Below are 18,097 nucleotides of genomic sequence, written 5' to 3'. Positions count from 1 at the left end.
TCTAATCCAGGTGTGTTCCTGTGATTTCAATGAAAATGTCGTTTAATGTAGGCTCTGCGCTGTGAATGGATGTGATACGATTTTCGTCGATGAGATTCTTCAATATCTCATCTCCACTCAGTTCTGAAAGTATGGTGCTCACCGTGCGCTCTTTTCCATTTTCCATGTATGTGTAAGTTACTCTGGCTGCGCCGCGGCTCATGATGAAATTGTGTGGAGTATCAAGAGCCTTCATCTGCCCATCTACTATAAATACCACTCTATCGCAAAGCTCTGTGGCATCATGCATGTCGTGAGTGGTAAGAATAATCGTCTTGCCCTTCTCCTTTTCCTTAAGTATCAAATCCTTCATGATTTTTGCATTATTAGGATCAAGTCCATTTGTAGGCTCATCTAAAAACAAAACATCAGGATTATGGATAAGAGATTTTACAAAATTGAGCCTTGATTTCATGCCTTTGGAAAATGCAGATACCTTCTTGTCAGCGTGTTCATAAAGCCCCACTTCTTTTAATAGTTCATCAATATCTCTTGTCTCACCACTATAAAGGGATGCGAAATATTCCAAATTTTCTCTGGCTGACAGCTTTTCAAAAAGACTTGGGAATTCGAAATCCACACCAATCTTCTCATAGAAGTCCTTATCATGATTCTTGCTTTCGATTCCAAGGATACTGGCACTTCCCTGATAATCAGTACAGATACCGGTAAGGACCTTTTGCAGCGTGCTCTTTCCTGCCCCCGATGGACCAAGGAATCCGAAAATTTCCCCTTCATTTACAGAAAAAGTAATGTCCTTAAGGAATGGTGTCTTGCTGTAACTGAAAAATACATTTTTTACATCTATAACTTTTTTGTCTGTCATAACCCCAAATCTCCTTATTCTAAAATCTGCCAAACAAGACCTTTTATCAGCATCCTCATGCTTTCTCGAAGGTTCTCCTCACCGATAACATGCTTATACATTGAGCCAAAAAGAATCATGGAAAATGAACCGACCACTGCCTCCACATTAAGTCCTTTTTTTGCTGCTACTTTTGCAATGATGCCGGCTCCCATCTGTGTATCCTGATCTCTGTGATTTTGTAGCAAATCCTCAGGAAGCTTTGATAGGACCTGATTCATCTCTTCTGGCTGAAGCAGTACCTTTAAGCAGGAATTATTAGTTATCTCCATTGCCCCAAGGATTACATCTGCAATTTCATCGATGACTTCCAGGAAGGCTCCCTCCTGCTCCGGGTCGATATTGTGCTCCTGGATTATCTTCATGAATCCTGTGGTAATGTACTCGTCCACCTGCTCATGGAAATCCTGAGCCGCATCAAAAAACAACACTTCCTTACATGGATAGAATAGGTAGAAGGTACCCTTTGGGATTCCTGCACTTTTTACAATCTCATCCACAGTGGCCTTCTTCACGCCCTTTTTCAACATCATTTCGTTGGCGGTTTGTTTTAGTCTTTTGATTATCTGTTCTCTTTCTTCATCTGAATATACTTTTGGCATAATCGGTATCCTCTTTTTGACTAAATCTTTATTTTTAGTCATAATAACTCTGGTTCGAACTGAAGTCAATACTTTTTTGACTAATTTTAAAATTACAGTCAAAAAAGACCTAAGCACAAAATGTACTTAGGTCTTATATAAATCTTTATTTATGGAATTCTTAGAAAGCTAATACTTCAACCGCATTTCTTACGCAATCATCACATTCGCATTTTACCACACCTGTTTCGACACCCTTTAATTCCTTACAGATTGTAGCTCCACATTTGCTTTCAAATGCCTTTGCAACTGCTGCTGCGTCTCTGAGAATAGGAGCGCCCTCGTACTTCTTCATTCCGAGAACCATCTGAGCTCCGCAAAGTGCACCACAGGTAGCCTCCATGCAACCCATTCCAACGCCGAATGCTGCACCCATTTTCTTTAAATCTTCTTCGCTGCAATTAAGCTCATCCTTAAATGAACAAAGTACTGCCTGACAACAATTATATCCGTTGTGCTTAAGTTCTACTGCTAATTCTTTTCTTTCCATCTTAAATTAAACTCCTTATTTTTCATTTGCCTTTAGCTGACATATTCCCTGAGTCATTGTACCCATTGGGCAGAATGTGCACCAGGTTCTTTCCTTGTATAATACCATAACTATCAATCCAATCAATGTGGATGTGAGCATTAAGCTGTAAAATCCAAATCCAAACTGAGCCACCCAGTCTGGAAATACGCTTCCAGAATATGCCCACTGCCATGGCACCTTAAAAGTCCAAAACAGCTTGATGGCTTTTCTTAATGTTCCGGCTCCAGAGAATACCAGGTATGTCTGAAATACCATTGTGCCAAACATAGTTAAAAAGAATGCCAGGAATCCATATCTAAACCATTTAGATGAAAGCCACTTTGGTGCTGGTTTTCCTCTTGAACATTTCATATTTCTGCCAAGCACCCAAAACAGCTGGCCACGACCACACATATTATTACAGAACCATTTATTGCCGCCTACTATTGCAAATATCAGTGGCAAAATGAAATCTATCATTCCAAGCCAGGCAAATAATATGTTAAAGAATCCAAGTGCAAAATACACTATAGACCAAATCCAAAGATACTGATACCAGTGTTTTTTAGCCTTTATTTTTGTATTAGCCATTTGCCACCTCCTGCTTTTCCACGATATTAATTGCATTAGCAGGACATGCCTTGGCACAAAGCCCACAGCCAACACATTTTTCATTATCTACCACTGCATAACAACCTTTGTGAATGCTAAGCGCGTTCCTTGGACACTGCAAAACGCAAACACCACAGGCCACGCAAATACTTCGATCTGGATTTGCCTTTTTCTTTACCATAATATCTCCTATCCTTGATCTTACTTGATTTTCTCAATCGCTATGTTTATTATATGTGGTAAGAAAAATATATCAACTACGCAAATTTTATTAACCTAGTAAGGAAAATCTGACTATGAGTAAAGAAAAAAAAGAGCCTCTCTGCGAAGATATCGCTGGAAAGGGCTGCGGATTAAAGAAAGTATTAAATATCGTTGGTGGAAAATGGAAAATTATGATTCTCTGTGTCATCGATAACAATGAGGTTGTTAGATATGGAGATTTGCGCCGCTCTGTTTTTGGGATCACTAACACTATGCTGGCTCAGTCTTTAAAAGAACTTGAAAGTGACGGCTTAGTTTCAAGAGTCCAATACGACGAAATGCCAGTAAGGGTTGAATACTCACTTACTGGCAAAGCAAAATCACTTATTCCTATTCTGTTAGAATTGAAGCGCTGGGGCGAGGACAATCTGTAGTCCAACCCCCGCTTGCTATTCATGTAATTCTAGTGGTAACCCATCTGGGTCAAAGAAAAAGGTCATTTTCTTATGAGTGAACTCATCTGTTCTGATGGGTTCACATTCAATTCCTTTACTTTTAAGCTCTTCCACTTCAGCTTCTATGTTTTTCACATGAAAAGCTAAATGTCTCAAACCACATGCCTCAGGAAATGATGGTCTCTTAGGTGGATTCTTTGGTGCAAAGATTTCCAGCTCTGTGTTCTCATTAACCCTAAGATCAAGCTTCCAGTCCTCTTTTTGTGGTCTGTAATTTTCTCTTATTATCCCAAATCCAAGCTTATTTACATAAAAGTCTTTAGCACGCTCGTAATCGGACACAATAATAGCAATGTGATGTATGCTAGATAATTCCATAACTTAATTCCTAATATACCTTTCTATTCTAGAATGATTTTATCTCCTTGAATATAGTAGCAATAACCAAAATCTATGACTTCTTAATACTTGAATTGGGATTTCTCATATTTTGATATAAACACTGTTATTTCTGCAGGAGACTCAGTGCCTCCTGCAGTGCTATTAATTCACGTTTGTACAGTCCATACACTGGTATATCGGTTTTACGATATTTTTCATATTCTGCAAATATTGCCAGTGCATCTTTAATAGGCAGCCAAACTGGCTTGTATCCCGCTTCTATCTCAGCCTCAGTAAAATGAGTAACCCCCGTATCTTCCACCAACTCACAAATAAAATAGTGATTGATATGTCTCCATACATCAAAGAACTCTTCTATTTCTAAATACTCGTTGACCGCATTTACTTTCATGCCTGTCTCTTCAAGCATTTCACGAACGCAGCATTCTGCGTATGTCTCGTCTCCCTCGACGCCCCCGCCTGGAATCATGATAATCCCACCATTTTCCGCGTAACCTATTAGAATCCTGTCATCCATTACAAGCACGCCTCTGCTTGCATGACGCAGGATATCTACATGTCCCAGGTAGTCATCGTTTATTAATTGGATGTGTTTAATCATAATGTAACCAACTCTTCGTTAATATTCTTTTCTTTGTATTATATACTTTTTACTGAGGATTTCCCTCTAAATCTATTTTATATGTTGATATAAATTTAAAGTAGTACCGCACCTAACCGTCTTGGTATATAGTAATGTTAGAATATGTTTGATTAATTTACTTAGGATGGATGAGAAATATGAGCGCACCAAATATCAGTGACTCTACAGAAATAGAAAGACGCAAATACATTAATTCAATCTATAAATGTATTGCAGACTGTGATAACTGTGGATTATGCCAGGTGTTTCATGGCAAAGATCCAGAGCTTGCTTTTGATGATTATATCAGTGGCAAGCGCGAATATATGGATGTTTCTATGGATTATCGATAGGAGGTACCCCTATGAAATCAATTCTTATTAAGGACACCACAAAAGAAGAACGCGAGCAAATCATCCGCAGCTCTCTGGACTGTGGCGGCGGCTGTGAGAACTGCTCTTCCTGCTGGCTCGGTGGCGGCTCCCCTTGGGATATGTACCAGGATTATATCGATGGCAAAAAGGAAATTGCCGAAATTAACCGTGAGTATAATGCCAGGTATTTGCATTAGTGAGAGCTGCTAAGTCCGACTTTTCATACTTATTATGCCCTTGCATGCTCTTTTTGTATTTCCAACATTTAATAGCATCATCCAAACTTCTGCCCTGATTATCTTCGAAGTTAACCATTTCTGAAACTGCACATTAAATGAAAATGATTTACCAGTCTTTTCTTTGAAAAAAGCTCTATGTTTCTCTGAACAGACTATATTGTTTTCTATGATTGTATCTTCAGAGAGAGTGCCAACTTCAACGATAGCTCTCTTAGTTTTGGATACTTCCTTTACCTTTCCAGTATCTAGGAAGTACGCTATTCTCTCAGTAAGTTCTACCTTTCCCCCAGAAGCAGGAAGTCCATTGTTTTTGCAAAACTCTACCAGTTCTTCCTTCAAGTAATAGTAACTTCTGTTGAATTTACTTTACGGGTACTAATGTAATATCCATTCATTTACCCGTAAAAATATTGTTAAAATGCTATGAGTGTGTATTATCTCCCCTATATTAATACACACTTATTATATTTTGGTTAGATACTCAACATATCTGAAACTAAACAAAGCATAAAAGGCCAAATATTACGGGTATATTTACATTTTCTCAAACTATACCCGTAAAATTTTAAAACAAGCCCTTAGTTATGCCACACAGGCACATTTTTCAGCAAGATTTTGCCCTTACCTCCCGCGCATTCGATACAAAAAAGAACTGTCGCAATATCTGCGACAGTTCCATATCAATCCATTAAAAATCATCCGGTAGCTTATCACTAATCTTATTCCACTCATAAGGTGTATTCTGATATACGTAATAAGAACACCAAGAAATTTTATAAGCCTTGATAATTCAACGTTTTCAGCCTTCTCATTTTGTTCTGACACCATTTTGACACCATTTTTATAGTACAACTTTTGATTGCCCAAAAGGACCATTTCATCACTAATCGAAAAACTAATCAAACAAATGAAATAACCTTTTTGCTATCTACTATGGCATTCTTAAAATCATCTTCCATAAATGCCGAACTCTGCTGTTCCATATCAAAGTAATAATCATTTAATGCAATTACTGCTTCATCCTTTTTATCATCCATTACATGCGTATACAAATTCATAGTCATATCCAAAGTCGCATGTCCTAAAAGTACCTGAACAGTCTTTGGTGGTATTCCAGCTTCAAAACATCTTGTAGCAAATGTATGTCTAAAGCAATGTGGAGATATTCTGTCAAACAACTCTGCCTCGTCCCTACAACTATTAATTTCATTTACAATCCTATCAATAGCATCTATTATAGTTTGATCACAAAGAGGTCTTCCGTATCTGGATACAAATAAAAGATTATCTAACCCATCTATAGGTTTTGCTCCGTGACGAGACATTATGTTATTTCTGAGGACGAATTGTTTTTTCAAAGCAATTTCACATTTAGGACTGATAGGGATCTCTCTATTGCTTGTTTTAGTCTTAGGTGGTCCAATGTGAAATGTTTTCGATTCTTCACCTTCATATTTCTGATAAGTGAGAGTTTTATTTACTGTAATCTTCTTAGTGGTTAGATTAATATCTTCCCAAGTTAAAGCACAAATCTCACCTATTCTCATACCTGTAGTAACAGCTACGACAAATAGATTATCGAAATATGTACCCTTTGAACATTCAAAAAATGTTATCTGCTCCTCCTTTGATAATACTCTACGATTAAAGTCGTTCTTTTTAAGTTTTATATTTTTTGCAGGATTTCTAACAAGTAAGCCATCCATTATTGCTTTATCAAACATATCCACCAACATAATTTTAACCCTACTCTGTGTTGAATATCCCAACCCGTTATCTTCCAAATTATTTAACAATTTTCTTACACTAGTTGGCTTTATATCTGTCAGCAACATATCTCCAAGAAATGGCTCGATATGCTTTGTATAAATCATCATATAATGTGTTCTTGTTCCCACCCTAATTGCGTTTTTCTTATATACATCAAGCCAAGTATTATACCATTGTGTTAATGTAATTGTTGATTCTTTAACTTCTTTTGTTTCCTCATCGTACTGGGCTGCTTTTAACTTCAAGCGGATATCATTAACACTTGAAGCATATACATTTTTTCTATTTCCATACCGATCAATAAATCTTGCAACATATCTACCATCCTTACGCTGAGTAATACCTTTTCCAAGTTCTCTTCCGTTTAGACTTTTTCCCATTTATTCTACCTGCCTTCATTTGATCTTAATTTAATAACTAGCGCTTGTTATGTCTTAATTAAAATCCTTTAATACATATACGTCTAGGATATCAATTTAATACTTATCGCATTCATCAGCTAACCACTGATCTAATCTAGCTTTATTTACAAACCACTTATTACCAATTTTTAAGCTAAAACCATTTCTTGGTTGCCTTATCAACTCCCTTGCTTTGGTTTCCCCAATTCCAAGGTATGAGCAAAATTCTTCTACTGTTAATAATGCCTTTTCCATTTATTCTTATCCTCCACATAAAAACCTAATTGAATCAAAAGCTTTGGATTTACCACCTTGTTCATGAATCGTTTGTCAAGGATACCAAGCTTTCTTATAAGCTTTGACTTATCTATTGTTGTAATCTGCTCTGCCATGATTGCAGATTTTTCTGGTAACACATTCAAATCATCAATAAGTATATGTGTTGGCATTCCCTCACTCTTATGAATCTTTGTAGTGATAGGAAGCACTGTAACTGTAGGCGAAAAGATATTACCTTTATTATTTTGAACAATAAGCACTGGTCTTTCGCCTCTTTGCTCAGAACCTACTCCTTCACCTAATTCTGCTAAATAAATATCTCCACGATGAACTACAAGCATAGAACTCCTCCTTTCTTCTTATGTAAAAAGAGCGCCTTCACATAGATATAAAGAAGACGCCCCATAAAAATCATTAAATGTAAGTATCTATTTGCCACGCACCCCGATACTATCCGGGATTCTATCAGGCGGCTGCAACACAGCTCCATAGGTTCTATCCTCCCCGCGGTTCTCGCCGGGCCGCTCCCATTACGATAATTGTGGCTAAGCGGAAGTATCATTATACCTGCATGTATCATGGCCAGTTTGGTGTTACCAATTTTCCAGTGAGGCTATATCGCACATGGCGTACCTGTTGGGGCTCCACTACGCAGGAACGTACCTGATGAATGTATATTCAGTTTTCAAATGTCTGACAAAAATGCCTTTCACTTACTTGCACTGAGGTAACTGTTTTGTTACCCCTATTCCCAAAACTTTTTTATTTTTTTCATGGCTTCCTGAACGGATTTATAAACATTTTTCGTACTAACACCTTCTCTAGCTGCAATTTCTCTAAATGTTAGACCTTCAAAGAAATACAATTTGATTCTCCTCTGCTGAACTGCAGTTAGTGAATCTATTGATTCCCTTAATAATTCCAAATCATATTTATTAATTGCATCATCCTCTGTAACATTAGATGATGTGATTAAACCTAAAAATTCATGAAGTTCTTCATTATAATTAATAGGAAGCTTAGTTCTCGCTTCACGCATATCATGTTTATGCTCGTTTCTATGAAAGTCCTTAAAGGCTTCTCCCTGTTCTACTGAAAGTAGAATTACTGGCGAATACTTCAATAACTCATCCCCATATTTCTCCATCAGCTCCTCCATAGAAAGATCTGATATGACAGCCCAGGTAACTCCACCTTTTATTCCTGGATATTCAAATTTAAGATTTATAAGTTCGTACTCTTTGTTTTCATTATTTATATTCATTTTTAACCTCCGAAATTTGAAAAATTAGTAAGTTCCAAATCTCGGAAATCATGGATATTTAGCTATATAGCATTCCCACTGATTCAATATCTATTACTCTCAGAGCTCCAGAAGGAAGCTAAAAAAGAGCAACAAAAAAAGACGAAGCAAAACAGAATATCTATCTAATAGATACTTCCTTCTGTTTTGCCCCGCCTTTCAATACTCAATGATATTCATAGCCGTGCCACAAACTCTTACTAGCTGCCTGCGAACCTGACGCTCCAAGACTAATTCTTCGCTACCACAGTTAGCTCATTCTATGTAATTAAATATATATCTTAAGATAATTCACTAAAAATAGTCATTCCCTTTTCGTTGACTATAACCTTCAGCCCTTTTTTGCAATATGGACAATTGTTTTCCATAACACCCTTTAGCCGTCTAATAATAACCTTACCGCAGCAGGGGCAATAGATTTTTTCGTGTAGATACATCATAACCATTTTCTCCTTTCCAAATTTTATCTAAGCTCCCCTTCTGCTATAGCATTTAACACCCTTGCGCATAAAGTATATTATCATAATCAAATTGTAGTGACCCATAACAATACTACAAACATTGTCTAACTGTAATCTAACAATCATGTAAACGAGTACTAACAATTCCCTAGCAATGCTATAACAATCATGTAAGCAACATCTAAAAGATTTAGAAAATCTACATACCGAACTAATAAAAGAATGCCCACGGTTTATAAAACCGTAGGCATATACCACACTATTCTGTATCTTCCTCTTCAAGCTTGGCAGCATATCGATACATCATAATCCCAAAAAGCTTTATAGCTTCTCTTTTCTTATTTTCAAGACTTGCAACTGAAAATCCTAATTCATTAGCAAGCACAACCATTGTCTTTTTGTCCTTAGTCATATATCTGTTATTTATAATAGATACATATATAGGGCCAGAATTACCATAATCTTGCATTCCCTCTAACACATAATTCTTTGGTGCTTCCAACCATTCATATTCTGATACTTGCCAAAGCAACTTTCGTTGCATTTCTTTTGACTCTTCTATTGGTAACTTCATAATTTCCAAAAAGTCCTTACGCATCTGCCTTTTATTCTTTTCCTGATCAGATGCCTTAGTCATACTAGAAAGAATTTTGCCAGCGACAACACTACGGCTATACTGTTCTAACATCATTTTGGTAAGCTCATAAGCCACCTTGGGATCAAATCCCATTCCTTCGCAGATGATATTAATACCCTCTTCATCTTTCGAAATTCTTTTCATTTTTTCAAACATTCCTCCGTCATAACTAAAAAATTGCTAGTTCCCCTAATATAATAAAAAGACCAAGGCCGAAACCTTGATCTTAGTATTACCATTCATATTAAAATAATTTAATAACTCTTTGTTCCATGTAATCAATGATGTCTCTTATATATTGTGTCCTTCCTTCTTTTGACATAGTAGATAAATGCTCACTGAAGGTCTTCTCCTCCTCTGCACTTTTACCAGTTAATAAATACTTTACATCAAAGTCTTGTTGTTCTAATAATATCGTTAACTTATGTGATGGTATCTCAGAAATACCTTTAAGATATTTCCTATATTGTTCCTTAGAAACATCCATCATTTCAGCCATTTGCTCTTGTGTGTAACCAAGATTATTTTGTATAGTCTCAAGCCGTAATCCGACTTCATGAATTATTGTTTTTTTCTCTCTCATAAGCATTACCCGCTCCTGATAAAATTTTATCAATTTTATTTTAGGAGTAGGAGTAACTCTCATGAGGAAATATGCCTCATACCATGAGGTTGTTCAAATATCTTAAGTACAATTAATGCTTATTGTCTGTCCCTCATTATTATTGAGTATATTTTCATTGTAATTATTATAAATTGCGGCAATCTCATCCTTAGAAAAATCTGGAAAACAAGTATAAAGAGTCTCCAGCTCCATACCGGTGCTTACAAAGTTTTCTACTGTCATTTGGTCTTTTTTATTCATGCATAACTCTCCCAGCTCATTTTAATAATATGGTGCCACATAAAAATCTGATTTCGAATTCTTTATATTTTCAAAGTATTCTTTATCACCAATTCTCTCAACCGTTTCATTCGTAATTCTATAGAAATCAAGCGATATCTTATTAGTATCATCCGTATATTGTTTCAACCATTTTTGATATTCTTCATCATCTACCGGCTCAATCTTTTGATAATCTTCTAATCCATTCTCATAAATGTAATAAACAAACCCATTTCCATCTTTATCAGTTCCTGCAGGGAAGGGACTTCCATTAGCATCAAGTACTTCTTTATTACATTCATATACCCCCTTGTCGTATGCATCAACAGAGCCAACTGCATCATATTCATTGGTATCAGGATTATAGTAATATAAATTATATGGCCAGAAGTCTCCCGCATATCCTTGATTATGTGACCATCCCGCCTCTATTGTACCATTCTCATAAATACTAAGATTCGGGAATTCCATAAATTTGTACCTAGCCTTACCATCTATATAATCATAAATGACAGCTATCATGCCAGCCATGCAAGCATCATCATAATATACAATTAGTTCATCAATATCGTCATTATCAATGTCTGCCACTGCAAAACTTGAATATTTTAGTACAGTATTCATTTCCGCTTCTGGAGTTTCTATATCCCGATCAGCCATATGTAAGACTCCAGATTCCATAAATTTTACCAAAATATCCTTATACTGAAGATATGCATCATCTAAATTAATAGCTTCCATGGAATAATCAATAACATCATCTTTTACTTCAGCAATATCAAGATTATCCGATGTTTGAGTAACCACAGCTTCATCACTATTTGAAGCTTCTTTAGTCTGCCCACAACCAATGAGCAAGTACCCAGTTAATAATACTATTGATACTCTATATACTTTCATCCTCATTATCCTCTTCGTCATCTTCGGTGAGTAAATCTAACGTAATAAGATCGTCGATAATCTCCACATTACCATTTAGATTCCAATTAATTCCAAACATAAAGAATCTCCTTAAACTTGCTCACCACAAAATGGACATTTAGATGGCTTTCGACTGACCCAAGGAATCTGATTGCCACACCATACACAAAGAGTTGTGACTACCCCATTAGATTTTCCGATTTTAAGCTTTTTATACATAGTTCATTTTCCTCTCATTTAATGAATTATAATGTCATGCCACAAAATGGGCATTTTTTAGGACGAGTTGTCACTACTGATATCTCTTTTCCACACCACCCACAAACAATAGTTATTGTAAAATTCCTATGTTTATTATATAAAAACATGATTTTCGCCTCCATGATTGTCATTATATATATGCTATCCTGATAATACTAATATACAAATGTGTATTTTTTTATATCTCCGACACCATGATATATAAAAAGATGCTAGAACTCTAGCATCTTCTACTCAGGCAATATAAAATCTAATACTTCTTTTTCCTTGCCATTAACCATATTATTTATACACGCATTAATTCCCTTGTCACTTCTAATTAGATGGCAAAACCTAATTCCATAATTATCAGTTTGTAAACGTGTTCCAGTATTAGGAATAAAAGAATCCTTCCGTAATATTTCAATACGAGCTTCTTTTATTGCATGAGGAAAACTTAACCATGCAATTGGTATCAATCCTTGGAAAGTTGCTTTACCTGAAGGATAATCTCTCAATCTATCCCAACCAACTGAAAATGCGGCAAAATATTGTGGCAGTTTGTTTTCTCTAGATCTGAAACGCAACTTGTTCCATTCAATCAAAAACCATCGACCACCCTCTCTAGTTCCTTTGACATCTATATTGTAACCATTTATAGACGCATCTTGTTCATCGTATTTTCCTCTTTCATATACTTCAAAATCAAGATTTATTTCTGGAATAGAAGGATAGTTAGCCTCAATTATGTTTTTAAAAGCTACCTCTGCTATCTTACCTATTAAATTATCTCTTGATATTTCAAATGCAGTTCTTGCGCCAGTAGACCTTTCACCAAATTCATAATCCTGCTGGGTTGGCGCACTATCTCTTGCAAAATTAATACAAAGTTCTAATTCTTGTTGTGTTAATACATAATCTATAGGACAACGCATCATTTACCCTCAATTTATAAATAAATTTAATCTGTATCAATAGCGTTTTCATCATCAGTAATATTAACAACACACCAGCCCTTGCTTTTTTTTGAAATCTGGCTAGAAACATATTCTGGCGTAGTTCCAACCATTTCAGCTAAAATCTTCCGATTATCTGCCACTGCAACTGGTAATTCATATTTATCAGGTGTCACTTTTAAATATAACTTCATGATTTTAATTATTTGTATAACTCTTCTTCGTCTATACCAAAATATTCAACAACAGCATCTATAACCTTACGTGTAATGTTTTTATTTCCTCGTTCAATATGAGAAATATGATTTTTTGAATAACCAATATCGAATGCAAAATCTTCTTGAGAAATACCAATTGACTTTCTTAGTCGAGCGATATTTGCCCCAATCTTTACATTAATCGTATTAGTATCTGACATACATTAATCTCCAATCAACATTCCCCCATACATCATAGTTATTAAAAATCTAATAAATATGTACCATCATCATATTTTCTAAAGGTCACATAGGTTTTTCCATAAATATCCAACATCTCCTTTGTAATATAACCTCCAGATGGACAATTTATTCTTTTTCGTATCCACTCACCAAGAATGGCATTACTCTCAGCTGAATGTAATGCTTTATTTCCCTGCTGAGCCATTCTCATATGGAAAGAACCAAAATCCTTTGTTATCACTTTAAAAATAGGACAATTTTTATCATCCGGATTAATTCTATCAGGGAAAAATCCCGGCACTCTATCATCTACATTATAGGGAATATATGCTTGATTCTGATTTCTTTTATATCCATTCTTACGAATCCCCCAATTAATGCCACTTCCATAGCCAGTTCCCTCACCATTTGCTTTTAGTAAAGATACTCTTATCGTTTCAACTGGCTCTAACTTATCGTAATATGAATAATCTTTATCCTCAACATCTTCAATAACATATTCATCAGCTTTTTTGTTTGAAACATTCTTCACTCTTTCAACAGCTTGCGGATCCAAACAATTTATCGTATCTTCAAAAACATCTTGATAATACATAAACGCACTTAATGGATCACATGGACTAACCACCTCTCTCCTTTTATAAAATGCATTATTTGTATAGTTTAAAGAACCACTATATGCAATCCAAGGATACAGTCCCCATGATGTTTCATCTGTTTTTTTAGACCATAAATAAACCTTTGAATGAACCTCTGGACCATTTGATATATAATAGCAATTTATCTTAGGCATTTTTCTAGTACCCTGTAAATATTTAACAAGCCTACATATATCATTATGTTTTTTTAAAGTCATCCCCGTTTTTGTCATCCCTACAATAAGATCAACAGAAATATTTTTCATATACTGATTAGTCTCCATCCGATCAGCAAGACCAATCATATGGGTTGATATTCTATCACAATCTGTAAAACCTGAGATTATCTTTAAATCATTGCAACCATTTTCAATAAGAGCTGGTTCATACAATATAGGTTCATCAAAATCCTTTGTTATAAGTTGCACATCTCGTGTATTTAATAGAATCATTTTAACTCTCCATTAAATTAGGCTCTATACTCTCATACTCGATTCCTGCAAAGGAATTTAATATAGCTGTTGTAACAACCTCACTTAATTTACATGGAACAGCCATACCTATTTGCTTTCTCACTGACGAATATTTACCAACAAACTCATAATCATCTGGAAATGTCTGTATTCTTGCTCGTTCTCTATTCGTAAGTTCCCTATCAGTCCAATGGTATCCATACGTTCCACCACCACCAGCTGCTGTTATAGTATAACTAGGCTTATCAGGATCTAACTTTCTATATATTTGTGAAATCTTTGTTCTGGTCCTAATTCTTAATTCGTCAGGCAAATCTCCTGAAGCCTCGGCTTGCCATACATTTTGTCCAGGTTTAATGTAAGATAACCTTGCAACTACAGTATCAGACAAATTTCTTTTTTCTGTATTTGGCATATCCGCAGTTATACCACTCAATGCGGTTTTAGCTGAAATATCACAATCTTTATATGGTTCTGGGCTAGGAACTTTAAACTCAACATCCAAATCATCTCTTATACCTACAATAATAACCCTATGTCGTGTTTGAGGTACGCCATAATCTTCTGCTTTATAAAGATGTGTAGTAAGTTTGTAACCGGCAGCCTTCATATCATCTAATATGATATTAAAATCATTACTTCCAGCAGACCTAATACCTGATACATTTTCCGCCATAAACCATTTTGGCTTATATTTATTTAAAACTTCTATTCCATACCAATATAACTGTCCAAACTTTTCATTTGCTAGGCCCTGATGCTCCCCAACATTTGAAAAAGAGTTACAAGGAAAGCCATATGCGAAAGCATCAATGTCACCTAATTCATCAATATTTAAGTCTCTTACATCACCGCAATATACGCTATCCGGATTATCTGGACAAATATTTTTAGTGTATGTCGCACATGTATCATAATCATAATCATTAGCCCATGCATGCGAAATACTTAATAAACCATCATCGCTTGTAGATCTCAACGCACCACAAGCTAACCCGCCTGGCCCACAATAAAGCTCGCCAAGCTTAAATTCCATTTTTTTCAATTCTTTCATTATTCACCTCGGTTTCTACGTGGTCCCACGCTCACAGCGGATAAGTGCCGCCGCACTTTTTTATTTATTCTATTATATAATATCATAATTACACATGTCTCAAGGATAGTTATTTTAAAAAAATCACATCATTATGATATTCTATATATTCCTTATTGGGTAAAAACTTATCTGGTAATAATATTTTTTTCCTATCGTAATAAAAAAACCAATTTCTTGTTTCATCCGACATTTCAGCATTATAAATTTTCGAAGAAATAATAACATTATAGTTTTTATCAATTGTAATTAAACCTATATCAAAAGCTTTGTCATGAAAAGGATTTAAACATAACCCATTGCTTGGATTTGCTCTCTCTTTTTTTGGGTCACTATCTCTCCATGGTTTTATATGGCTTGCTATAAGCATTTTAGGATATGACAGCCCTGTTATACAGCATTTATTATTATATGCCTCTAAAACTGCATTTCTAAAAAAGTTTTGACCTATTCGTGTTTTAACCTCTTTAATTCGGTCTTTTCCCTCTGGAATTTCGTTTACTTGAATATCATCTGGAAGTATCTCATAAACATTTTTCTTATAGTATGTAGCTTTAATTATTTGTGCTTCATATGATAATTCTTCCCAATTATTCCAAAATTCTTCGACAATTTTTTTATCAAGCTTACTTCCGTTCGCCATCCCCTTTTTATTTTCAGCAATAATCTCTGGATCCCAGTGTGCTAAATTTGCCATTTTCAACCCAACAGCACTTGGTGTTCTCCCAATAAGTGCAGCAAGAGCTTTGATTGATTCATTATTCTTTCCTATTTTAGAAAAAGGAGTTCTACAATATAAATCAAATGCTAAAATGGTCTCCTCTCTACTCCAATTATTTCGTCCCTGTTCATTCATAGCTGGTCTCCATAAAAAAACTTACAATTGAATATATTTTGCATTTAAGAAAGTTGCAAATGATTTCTTAGCATTATTAGATGCTTTTTTCTTTTTAAATACTCGATATATCTCCTTTAATTGTTCATCTGACATTGGTGAAAGCATAAAAAGTCGATTTTTAGCTCTTGAACATCCAACATAAAATAGATTTACATCGTCTGAATTCATCATACTAAATGTAATATCAATCAAAATAACCGCATCAGCTTCTAAGCCTTTATACTTTTTACATGTGGTAAAGGTATACTTCTTATTCGAAATTAATAGCTTATCGCCTTTGACAAATTTGAACATTATTGAATCTTCTACTTTAGGTGCACACGTTAATATGACAATATCGTTTATGTTTTCTCTTTCGCAAGATTCGATACAATTCTGAATAATATCATACGATTCCTCACAACCATCAGCATAATACATCTCAGTAGAATCACCCTGAATAACCATATCTCCTAGTTTTGGTTTTCTAATATCTGAAAAAGGTCGCAATGATGTCTTTGCTATATTTTCAGTATTTCTACAATTTTTATACAGTGTCATTCTACAATCAGCATCAATTATATATTCTGGTAGTTTTTTTCCCTGTACGAACTGCAATTTATCATAGAACACATAAAAACAACCATCCACCTCATCAGAACGAATAATTGTTTTCAAGGTTTCTATTATTTTAGATTTATAAATTCGTTCAAATCCAAAATCTTGTCCCTCATCGATGATTATATTCTTATACGGATATCTTCCCTCTAAATATGCATCCGAGACTAATTTAACTGCATTATTGTACTCTTTTATAGATGGTAGAGAATCACTAGCTTCTGCTTGTTGATTCAACTCATAAACATAGCCGTCGATAGTATAGTAATCAACATTTTGTATTTTTTTATTTTTTCTTAAAAAATCTACTAAATAACGATTAAAACATATAAAAAGTGTTTTATTATTTTCATCGGAACATCTTCTTGCTTTTTCTACTGCTATCCATGTTTTTCCACTTCCAGCGACACCATTAATGACAGCATCTTTTTGTTCCTCTAAATAATTGAGAATGTTTTTCTGCTCATCTAACAATCTGTCAAATGTAGCATTATTTAAATCAATATCACTTTTCATCGTAGGAACAACATTAAATTTGGGTGCCAGTACATCATACATAATATACTCAATCTGAGTCTGATTTAAATTCGTTACAATTCCATCCTTTTGAACATCATAAGAGTATATTCTCTCAATATATTTTGTAGGGTCTACTAGTGCTTCCGAAGGAATAGTCAATCTAGCATCAACTTCAGATGGATAATTAATAACTTTATTGTTGATATCTTTCTCAGAATACGACGGCAACCAAACTGCATGCAAAAATTTACAATTATTCAAAATAGCCATCTGACCTTTGTCCTTAAATAAACCATGAAGCTCCCATTTTTCTTTATCGGCTTGTTCAAATGGTCCTAAACCATTCCAAATAGGCTTACCACTAGAATATCTCCAGTATCTATTCTCGCAAGTTATTCTACCATTTTTTGCTTCTATACATAGGATTCCTTTTTGTGGATGAAAGACAACGAAATCAGTTTCACTCTCTTCTATCTTTTTGTTTTCTACAGTTACTTTATGGAAAGAATAAAAAACATAATATTCTTTTGATAGTTTCTCTTTCAGTGCATAAAACATCTCGTCTTCTCTGCTATATTTTGGCACGTTAAGAGCTTGATCTGGAATCATTATTGCCATTTT

Annotated in this window: 26 protein-coding genes; 3 read left to right on the top strand and 23 right to left on the bottom strand. The window is 35.0% G+C overall.

Features of this window, described 5'->3' with window-relative positions:
• Position 1 precedes the first annotated feature (1 nt).
• From G592_RS0104885 to G592_RS0104865, 5 genes are all read right to left on the bottom strand, one after another.
• Positions 2 to 865 (bottom strand): ABC transporter ATP-binding protein, encoded by an 864-nt coding sequence (locus tag G592_RS0104885; RefSeq protein ID WP_036951768.1) that lies wholly within the window; start codon positions 863 to 865, stop codon positions 2 to 4.
• Positions 866 to 879: 14 nt separating this feature from the next.
• Positions 880 to 1,506, bottom strand: coding sequence for a TetR/AcrR family transcriptional regulator (locus tag G592_RS0104880; protein WP_028246819.1), 627 nt, complete (start codon positions 1,504 to 1,506; stop codon positions 880 to 882).
• A gap of 160 nt (positions 1,507 to 1,666) precedes the next feature.
• Entirely contained in the window at positions 1,667 to 2,035 is a 369-nt protein-coding gene (locus G592_RS0104875; protein ID WP_028246818.1) for a C-GCAxxG-C-C family protein, read from the bottom strand.
• A 15-nt stretch (positions 2,036 to 2,050) separates the two neighbouring features.
• A complete protein-coding gene (locus G592_RS0104870) occupies positions 2,051 to 2,647 on the bottom strand; it encodes a 4Fe-4S binding protein (RefSeq protein WP_036951766.1) in 597 nt (198 codons plus the stop codon).
• Complete coding sequence (locus tag G592_RS0104865) at positions 2,640 to 2,849, bottom strand: ATP-binding protein (RefSeq protein ID WP_028246816.1); 210 nt, start codon at positions 2,847 to 2,849, stop codon at positions 2,640 to 2,642. The genes G592_RS0104870 and G592_RS0104865 overlap by 8 nt, the downstream gene beginning before the upstream one ends.
• Before the next feature lie 115 nt (positions 2,850 to 2,964).
• Here G592_RS0104865 and G592_RS0104860 point away from each other — a divergent pair, with 115 nt between their 5' ends.
• Complete coding sequence (locus G592_RS0104860) at positions 2,965 to 3,306, top strand: winged helix-turn-helix transcriptional regulator (protein WP_028246815.1); 342 nt, start codon at positions 2,965 to 2,967, stop codon at positions 3,304 to 3,306.
• 15 nt (positions 3,307 to 3,321) lie between these two features.
• On the opposite strand, the gene G592_RS0104855 is transcribed toward G592_RS0104860, so the two are convergent.
• Positions 3,322 to 3,705, bottom strand: coding sequence for a VOC family protein (locus tag G592_RS0104855; RefSeq protein ID WP_028246814.1), 384 nt, complete (start codon positions 3,703 to 3,705; stop codon positions 3,322 to 3,324).
• A 127-nt stretch (positions 3,706 to 3,832) separates the two neighbouring features.
• Positions 3,833 to 4,330 (bottom strand): NUDIX domain-containing protein, encoded by a 498-nt coding sequence (locus G592_RS0104850; protein ID WP_242830143.1) that lies wholly within the window; start codon positions 4,328 to 4,330, stop codon positions 3,833 to 3,835.
• Positions 4,331 to 4,509: 179 nt separating this feature from the next.
• On the opposite strand from G592_RS0104850, the gene G592_RS0104845 reads away from it, so the two are divergent.
• Both G592_RS0104845 and G592_RS0104840 read left to right on the top strand, forming a co-directional pair.
• A complete protein-coding gene (locus G592_RS0104845; protein WP_028246812.1) occupies positions 4,510 to 4,704 on the top strand; it encodes a hypothetical protein in 195 nt (64 codons plus the stop codon).
• An 11-nt stretch (positions 4,705 to 4,715) separates the two neighbouring features.
• On the top strand, positions 4,716 to 4,922 hold the full coding sequence (locus tag G592_RS0104840; RefSeq protein WP_028246811.1) for a hypothetical protein: 207 nt from the start codon (positions 4,716 to 4,718) through the stop codon (positions 4,920 to 4,922).
• Between the two features lie 9 nt (positions 4,923 to 4,931).
• On the opposite strand, the gene G592_RS18065 is transcribed toward G592_RS0104840, so the two are convergent.
• From G592_RS18065 to G592_RS0104750, 16 genes are all read right to left on the bottom strand, one after another.
• The gene (locus G592_RS18065) at positions 4,932 to 5,303 is read right to left on the bottom strand and encodes a DUF6434 domain-containing protein (RefSeq protein ID WP_334290640.1); all 372 of its coding nucleotides are present in this window, start codon (positions 5,301 to 5,303) and stop codon (positions 4,932 to 4,934) included.
• Between the two features lie 560 nt (positions 5,304 to 5,863).
• A complete protein-coding gene (locus G592_RS0104830; RefSeq protein WP_028246810.1) occupies positions 5,864 to 7,114 on the bottom strand; it encodes a tyrosine-type recombinase/integrase in 1,251 nt (416 codons plus the stop codon).
• Positions 7,115 to 7,210: 96 nt separating this feature from the next.
• Positions 7,211 to 7,390 (bottom strand): helix-turn-helix domain-containing protein, encoded by a 180-nt coding sequence (locus G592_RS0104825; RefSeq protein WP_028246809.1) that lies wholly within the window; start codon positions 7,388 to 7,390, stop codon positions 7,211 to 7,213.
• On the bottom strand, positions 7,372 to 7,755 hold the full coding sequence (locus tag G592_RS0104820) for a type II toxin-antitoxin system PemK/MazF family toxin (RefSeq protein ID WP_028246808.1): 384 nt from the start codon (positions 7,753 to 7,755) through the stop codon (positions 7,372 to 7,374). Before G592_RS0104820 ends, G592_RS0104825 begins: the two co-directional genes overlap by 19 nt.
• Before the next feature lie 404 nt (positions 7,756 to 8,159).
• Positions 8,160 to 8,678: a sigma-70 family RNA polymerase sigma factor gene (locus G592_RS0104815; RefSeq protein ID WP_028246807.1), complete on the bottom strand. Its 519-nt coding sequence runs from the start codon at positions 8,676 to 8,678 to the stop codon at positions 8,160 to 8,162.
• Between the two features lie 759 nt (positions 8,679 to 9,437).
• Complete coding sequence (locus G592_RS0104805) at positions 9,438 to 9,959, bottom strand: hypothetical protein (RefSeq protein WP_028246806.1); 522 nt, start codon at positions 9,957 to 9,959, stop codon at positions 9,438 to 9,440.
• 100 nt (positions 9,960 to 10,059) lie between these two features.
• Positions 10,060 to 10,398 carry a helix-turn-helix domain-containing protein gene (locus G592_RS0104800; RefSeq protein ID WP_196801821.1) on the bottom strand — a complete coding sequence of 113 codons (339 nt, stop codon included), beginning with the start codon at positions 10,396 to 10,398 and terminating at the stop codon, positions 10,060 to 10,062.
• 102 nt (positions 10,399 to 10,500) lie between these two features.
• Complete coding sequence (locus tag G592_RS0104795) at positions 10,501 to 10,680, bottom strand: hypothetical protein (protein WP_028246804.1); 180 nt, start codon at positions 10,678 to 10,680, stop codon at positions 10,501 to 10,503.
• A 21-nt stretch (positions 10,681 to 10,701) separates the two neighbouring features.
• Complete coding sequence (locus G592_RS0104790) at positions 10,702 to 11,601, bottom strand: hypothetical protein (RefSeq protein WP_028246803.1); 900 nt, start codon at positions 11,599 to 11,601, stop codon at positions 10,702 to 10,704.
• Between the two features lie 512 nt (positions 11,602 to 12,113).
• Entirely contained in the window at positions 12,114 to 12,800 is a 687-nt protein-coding gene (locus tag G592_RS0104780) for a hypothetical protein (RefSeq protein ID WP_155942156.1), read from the bottom strand.
• A 23-nt stretch (positions 12,801 to 12,823) separates the two neighbouring features.
• A complete protein-coding gene (locus tag G592_RS0104775; RefSeq protein ID WP_155942155.1) occupies positions 12,824 to 12,994 on the bottom strand; it encodes a hypothetical protein in 171 nt (56 codons plus the stop codon).
• Between the two features lie 26 nt (positions 12,995 to 13,020).
• Complete coding sequence (locus tag G592_RS0104770; protein WP_028246800.1) at positions 13,021 to 13,236, bottom strand: helix-turn-helix domain-containing protein; 216 nt, start codon at positions 13,234 to 13,236, stop codon at positions 13,021 to 13,023.
• Between the two features lie 41 nt (positions 13,237 to 13,277).
• Positions 13,278 to 14,348 carry a restriction endonuclease PLD domain-containing protein gene (locus G592_RS0104765; protein WP_028246799.1) on the bottom strand — a complete coding sequence of 357 codons (1,071 nt, stop codon included), beginning with the start codon at positions 14,346 to 14,348 and terminating at the stop codon, positions 13,278 to 13,280.
• A 1-nt stretch (position 14,349) separates the two neighbouring features.
• A complete protein-coding gene (locus G592_RS0104760; RefSeq protein WP_330365388.1) occupies positions 14,350 to 15,423 on the bottom strand; it encodes a DNA (cytosine-5-)-methyltransferase in 1,074 nt (357 codons plus the stop codon).
• Positions 15,424 to 15,532: 109 nt separating this feature from the next.
• On the bottom strand, positions 15,533 to 16,318 hold the full coding sequence (locus G592_RS0104755; protein WP_028246797.1) for an HNH endonuclease: 786 nt from the start codon (positions 16,316 to 16,318) through the stop codon (positions 15,533 to 15,535).
• Positions 16,319 to 16,339: 21 nt separating this feature from the next.
• Positions 16,340 to 18,094 (bottom strand): nuclease-related domain-containing DEAD/DEAH box helicase, encoded by a 1,755-nt coding sequence (locus G592_RS0104750; RefSeq protein WP_028246796.1) that lies wholly within the window; start codon positions 18,092 to 18,094, stop codon positions 16,340 to 16,342.
• Positions 18,095 to 18,097: the final 3 nt, after the last annotated feature.

Source organism: Pseudobutyrivibrio ruminis CF1b, assembly GCF_000424005.1.
GTDB classification, from domain to species: domain Bacteria; phylum Bacillota; class Clostridia; order Lachnospirales; family Lachnospiraceae; genus Pseudobutyrivibrio; species Pseudobutyrivibrio ruminis_C.
Note: the sequence above shows the minus strand (reverse complement) of the source record. Positions and strands in the feature narration are given on the sequence as shown.

Excerpts from the sequence above, each read along its gene's own strand:
- G592_RS0104885 (WP_036951768.1), bottom strand. The coding sequence starts at position 865 with ATGACAGACAAAAAAGTTATAGATGTAAAAAATGTATTTTTCAGTTAC.
- G592_RS0104880 (WP_028246819.1), bottom strand. The coding sequence starts at position 1,506 with ATGCCAAAAGTATATTCAGATGAAGAAAGAGAACAGATAATCAAAAGA.
- G592_RS0104875 (WP_028246818.1), bottom strand. The coding sequence starts at position 2,035 with ATGGAAAGAAAAGAATTAGCAGTAGAACTTAAGCACAACGGATATAAT.
- G592_RS0104870 (WP_036951766.1), bottom strand. The coding sequence starts at position 2,647 with ATGGCTAATACAAAAATAAAGGCTAAAAAACACTGGTATCAGTATCTT.
- G592_RS0104865 (WP_028246816.1), bottom strand. The coding sequence starts at position 2,849 with ATGGTAAAGAAAAAGGCAAATCCAGATCGAAGTATTTGCGTGGCCTGT.
- G592_RS0104860 (WP_028246815.1), top strand. The coding sequence starts at position 2,965 with ATGAGTAAAGAAAAAAAAGAGCCTCTCTGCGAAGATATCGCTGGAAAG.
- G592_RS0104855 (WP_028246814.1), bottom strand. The coding sequence starts at position 3,705 with ATGGAATTATCTAGCATACATCACATTGCTATTATTGTGTCCGATTAC.
- G592_RS0104850 (WP_242830143.1), bottom strand. The coding sequence starts at position 4,330 with ATGATTAAACACATCCAATTAATAAACGATGACTACCTGGGACATGTA.
- G592_RS0104845 (WP_028246812.1), top strand. The coding sequence starts at position 4,510 with ATGAGCGCACCAAATATCAGTGACTCTACAGAAATAGAAAGACGCAAA.
- G592_RS0104840 (WP_028246811.1), top strand. The coding sequence starts at position 4,716 with ATGAAATCAATTCTTATTAAGGACACCACAAAAGAAGAACGCGAGCAA.
- G592_RS0104830 (WP_028246810.1), bottom strand. The coding sequence starts at position 7,114 with ATGGGAAAAAGTCTAAACGGAAGAGAACTTGGAAAAGGTATTACTCAG.
- G592_RS0104825 (WP_028246809.1), bottom strand. The coding sequence starts at position 7,390 with ATGGAAAAGGCATTATTAACAGTAGAAGAATTTTGCTCATACCTTGGA.
- G592_RS0104820 (WP_028246808.1), bottom strand. The coding sequence starts at position 7,755 with ATGCTTGTAGTTCATCGTGGAGATATTTATTTAGCAGAATTAGGTGAA.
- G592_RS0104815 (WP_028246807.1), bottom strand. The coding sequence starts at position 8,678 with ATGAATATAAATAATGAAAACAAAGAGTACGAACTTATAAATCTTAAA.
- G592_RS0104805 (WP_028246806.1), bottom strand. The coding sequence starts at position 9,959 with ATGAAAAGAATTTCGAAAGATGAAGAGGGTATTAATATCATCTGCGAA.
- G592_RS0104800 (WP_196801821.1), bottom strand. The coding sequence starts at position 10,398 with ATGAGAGAGAAAAAAACAATAATTCATGAAGTCGGATTACGGCTTGAG.
- G592_RS0104795 (WP_028246804.1), bottom strand. The coding sequence starts at position 10,680 with ATGAATAAAAAAGACCAAATGACAGTAGAAAACTTTGTAAGCACCGGT.
- G592_RS0104790 (WP_028246803.1), bottom strand. The coding sequence starts at position 11,601 with ATGAAAGTATATAGAGTATCAATAGTATTATTAACTGGGTACTTGCTC.
- G592_RS0104780 (WP_155942156.1), bottom strand. The coding sequence starts at position 12,800 with ATGATGCGTTGTCCTATAGATTATGTATTAACACAACAAGAATTAGAA.
- G592_RS0104770 (WP_028246800.1), bottom strand. The coding sequence starts at position 13,236 with ATGTCAGATACTAATACGATTAATGTAAAGATTGGGGCAAATATCGCT.
- G592_RS0104765 (WP_028246799.1), bottom strand. The coding sequence starts at position 14,348 with ATGATTCTATTAAATACACGAGATGTGCAACTTATAACAAAGGATTTT.
- G592_RS0104760 (WP_330365388.1), bottom strand. The coding sequence starts at position 15,423 with ATGAAAGAATTGAAAAAAATGGAATTTAAGCTTGGCGAGCTTTATTGT.
- G592_RS0104755 (WP_028246797.1), bottom strand. The coding sequence starts at position 16,318 with ATGAATGAACAGGGACGAAATAATTGGAGTAGAGAGGAGACCATTTTA.
- G592_RS0104750 (WP_028246796.1), bottom strand. The coding sequence starts at position 18,094 with ATGGCAATAATGATTCCAGATCAAGCTCTTAACGTGCCAAAATATAGC.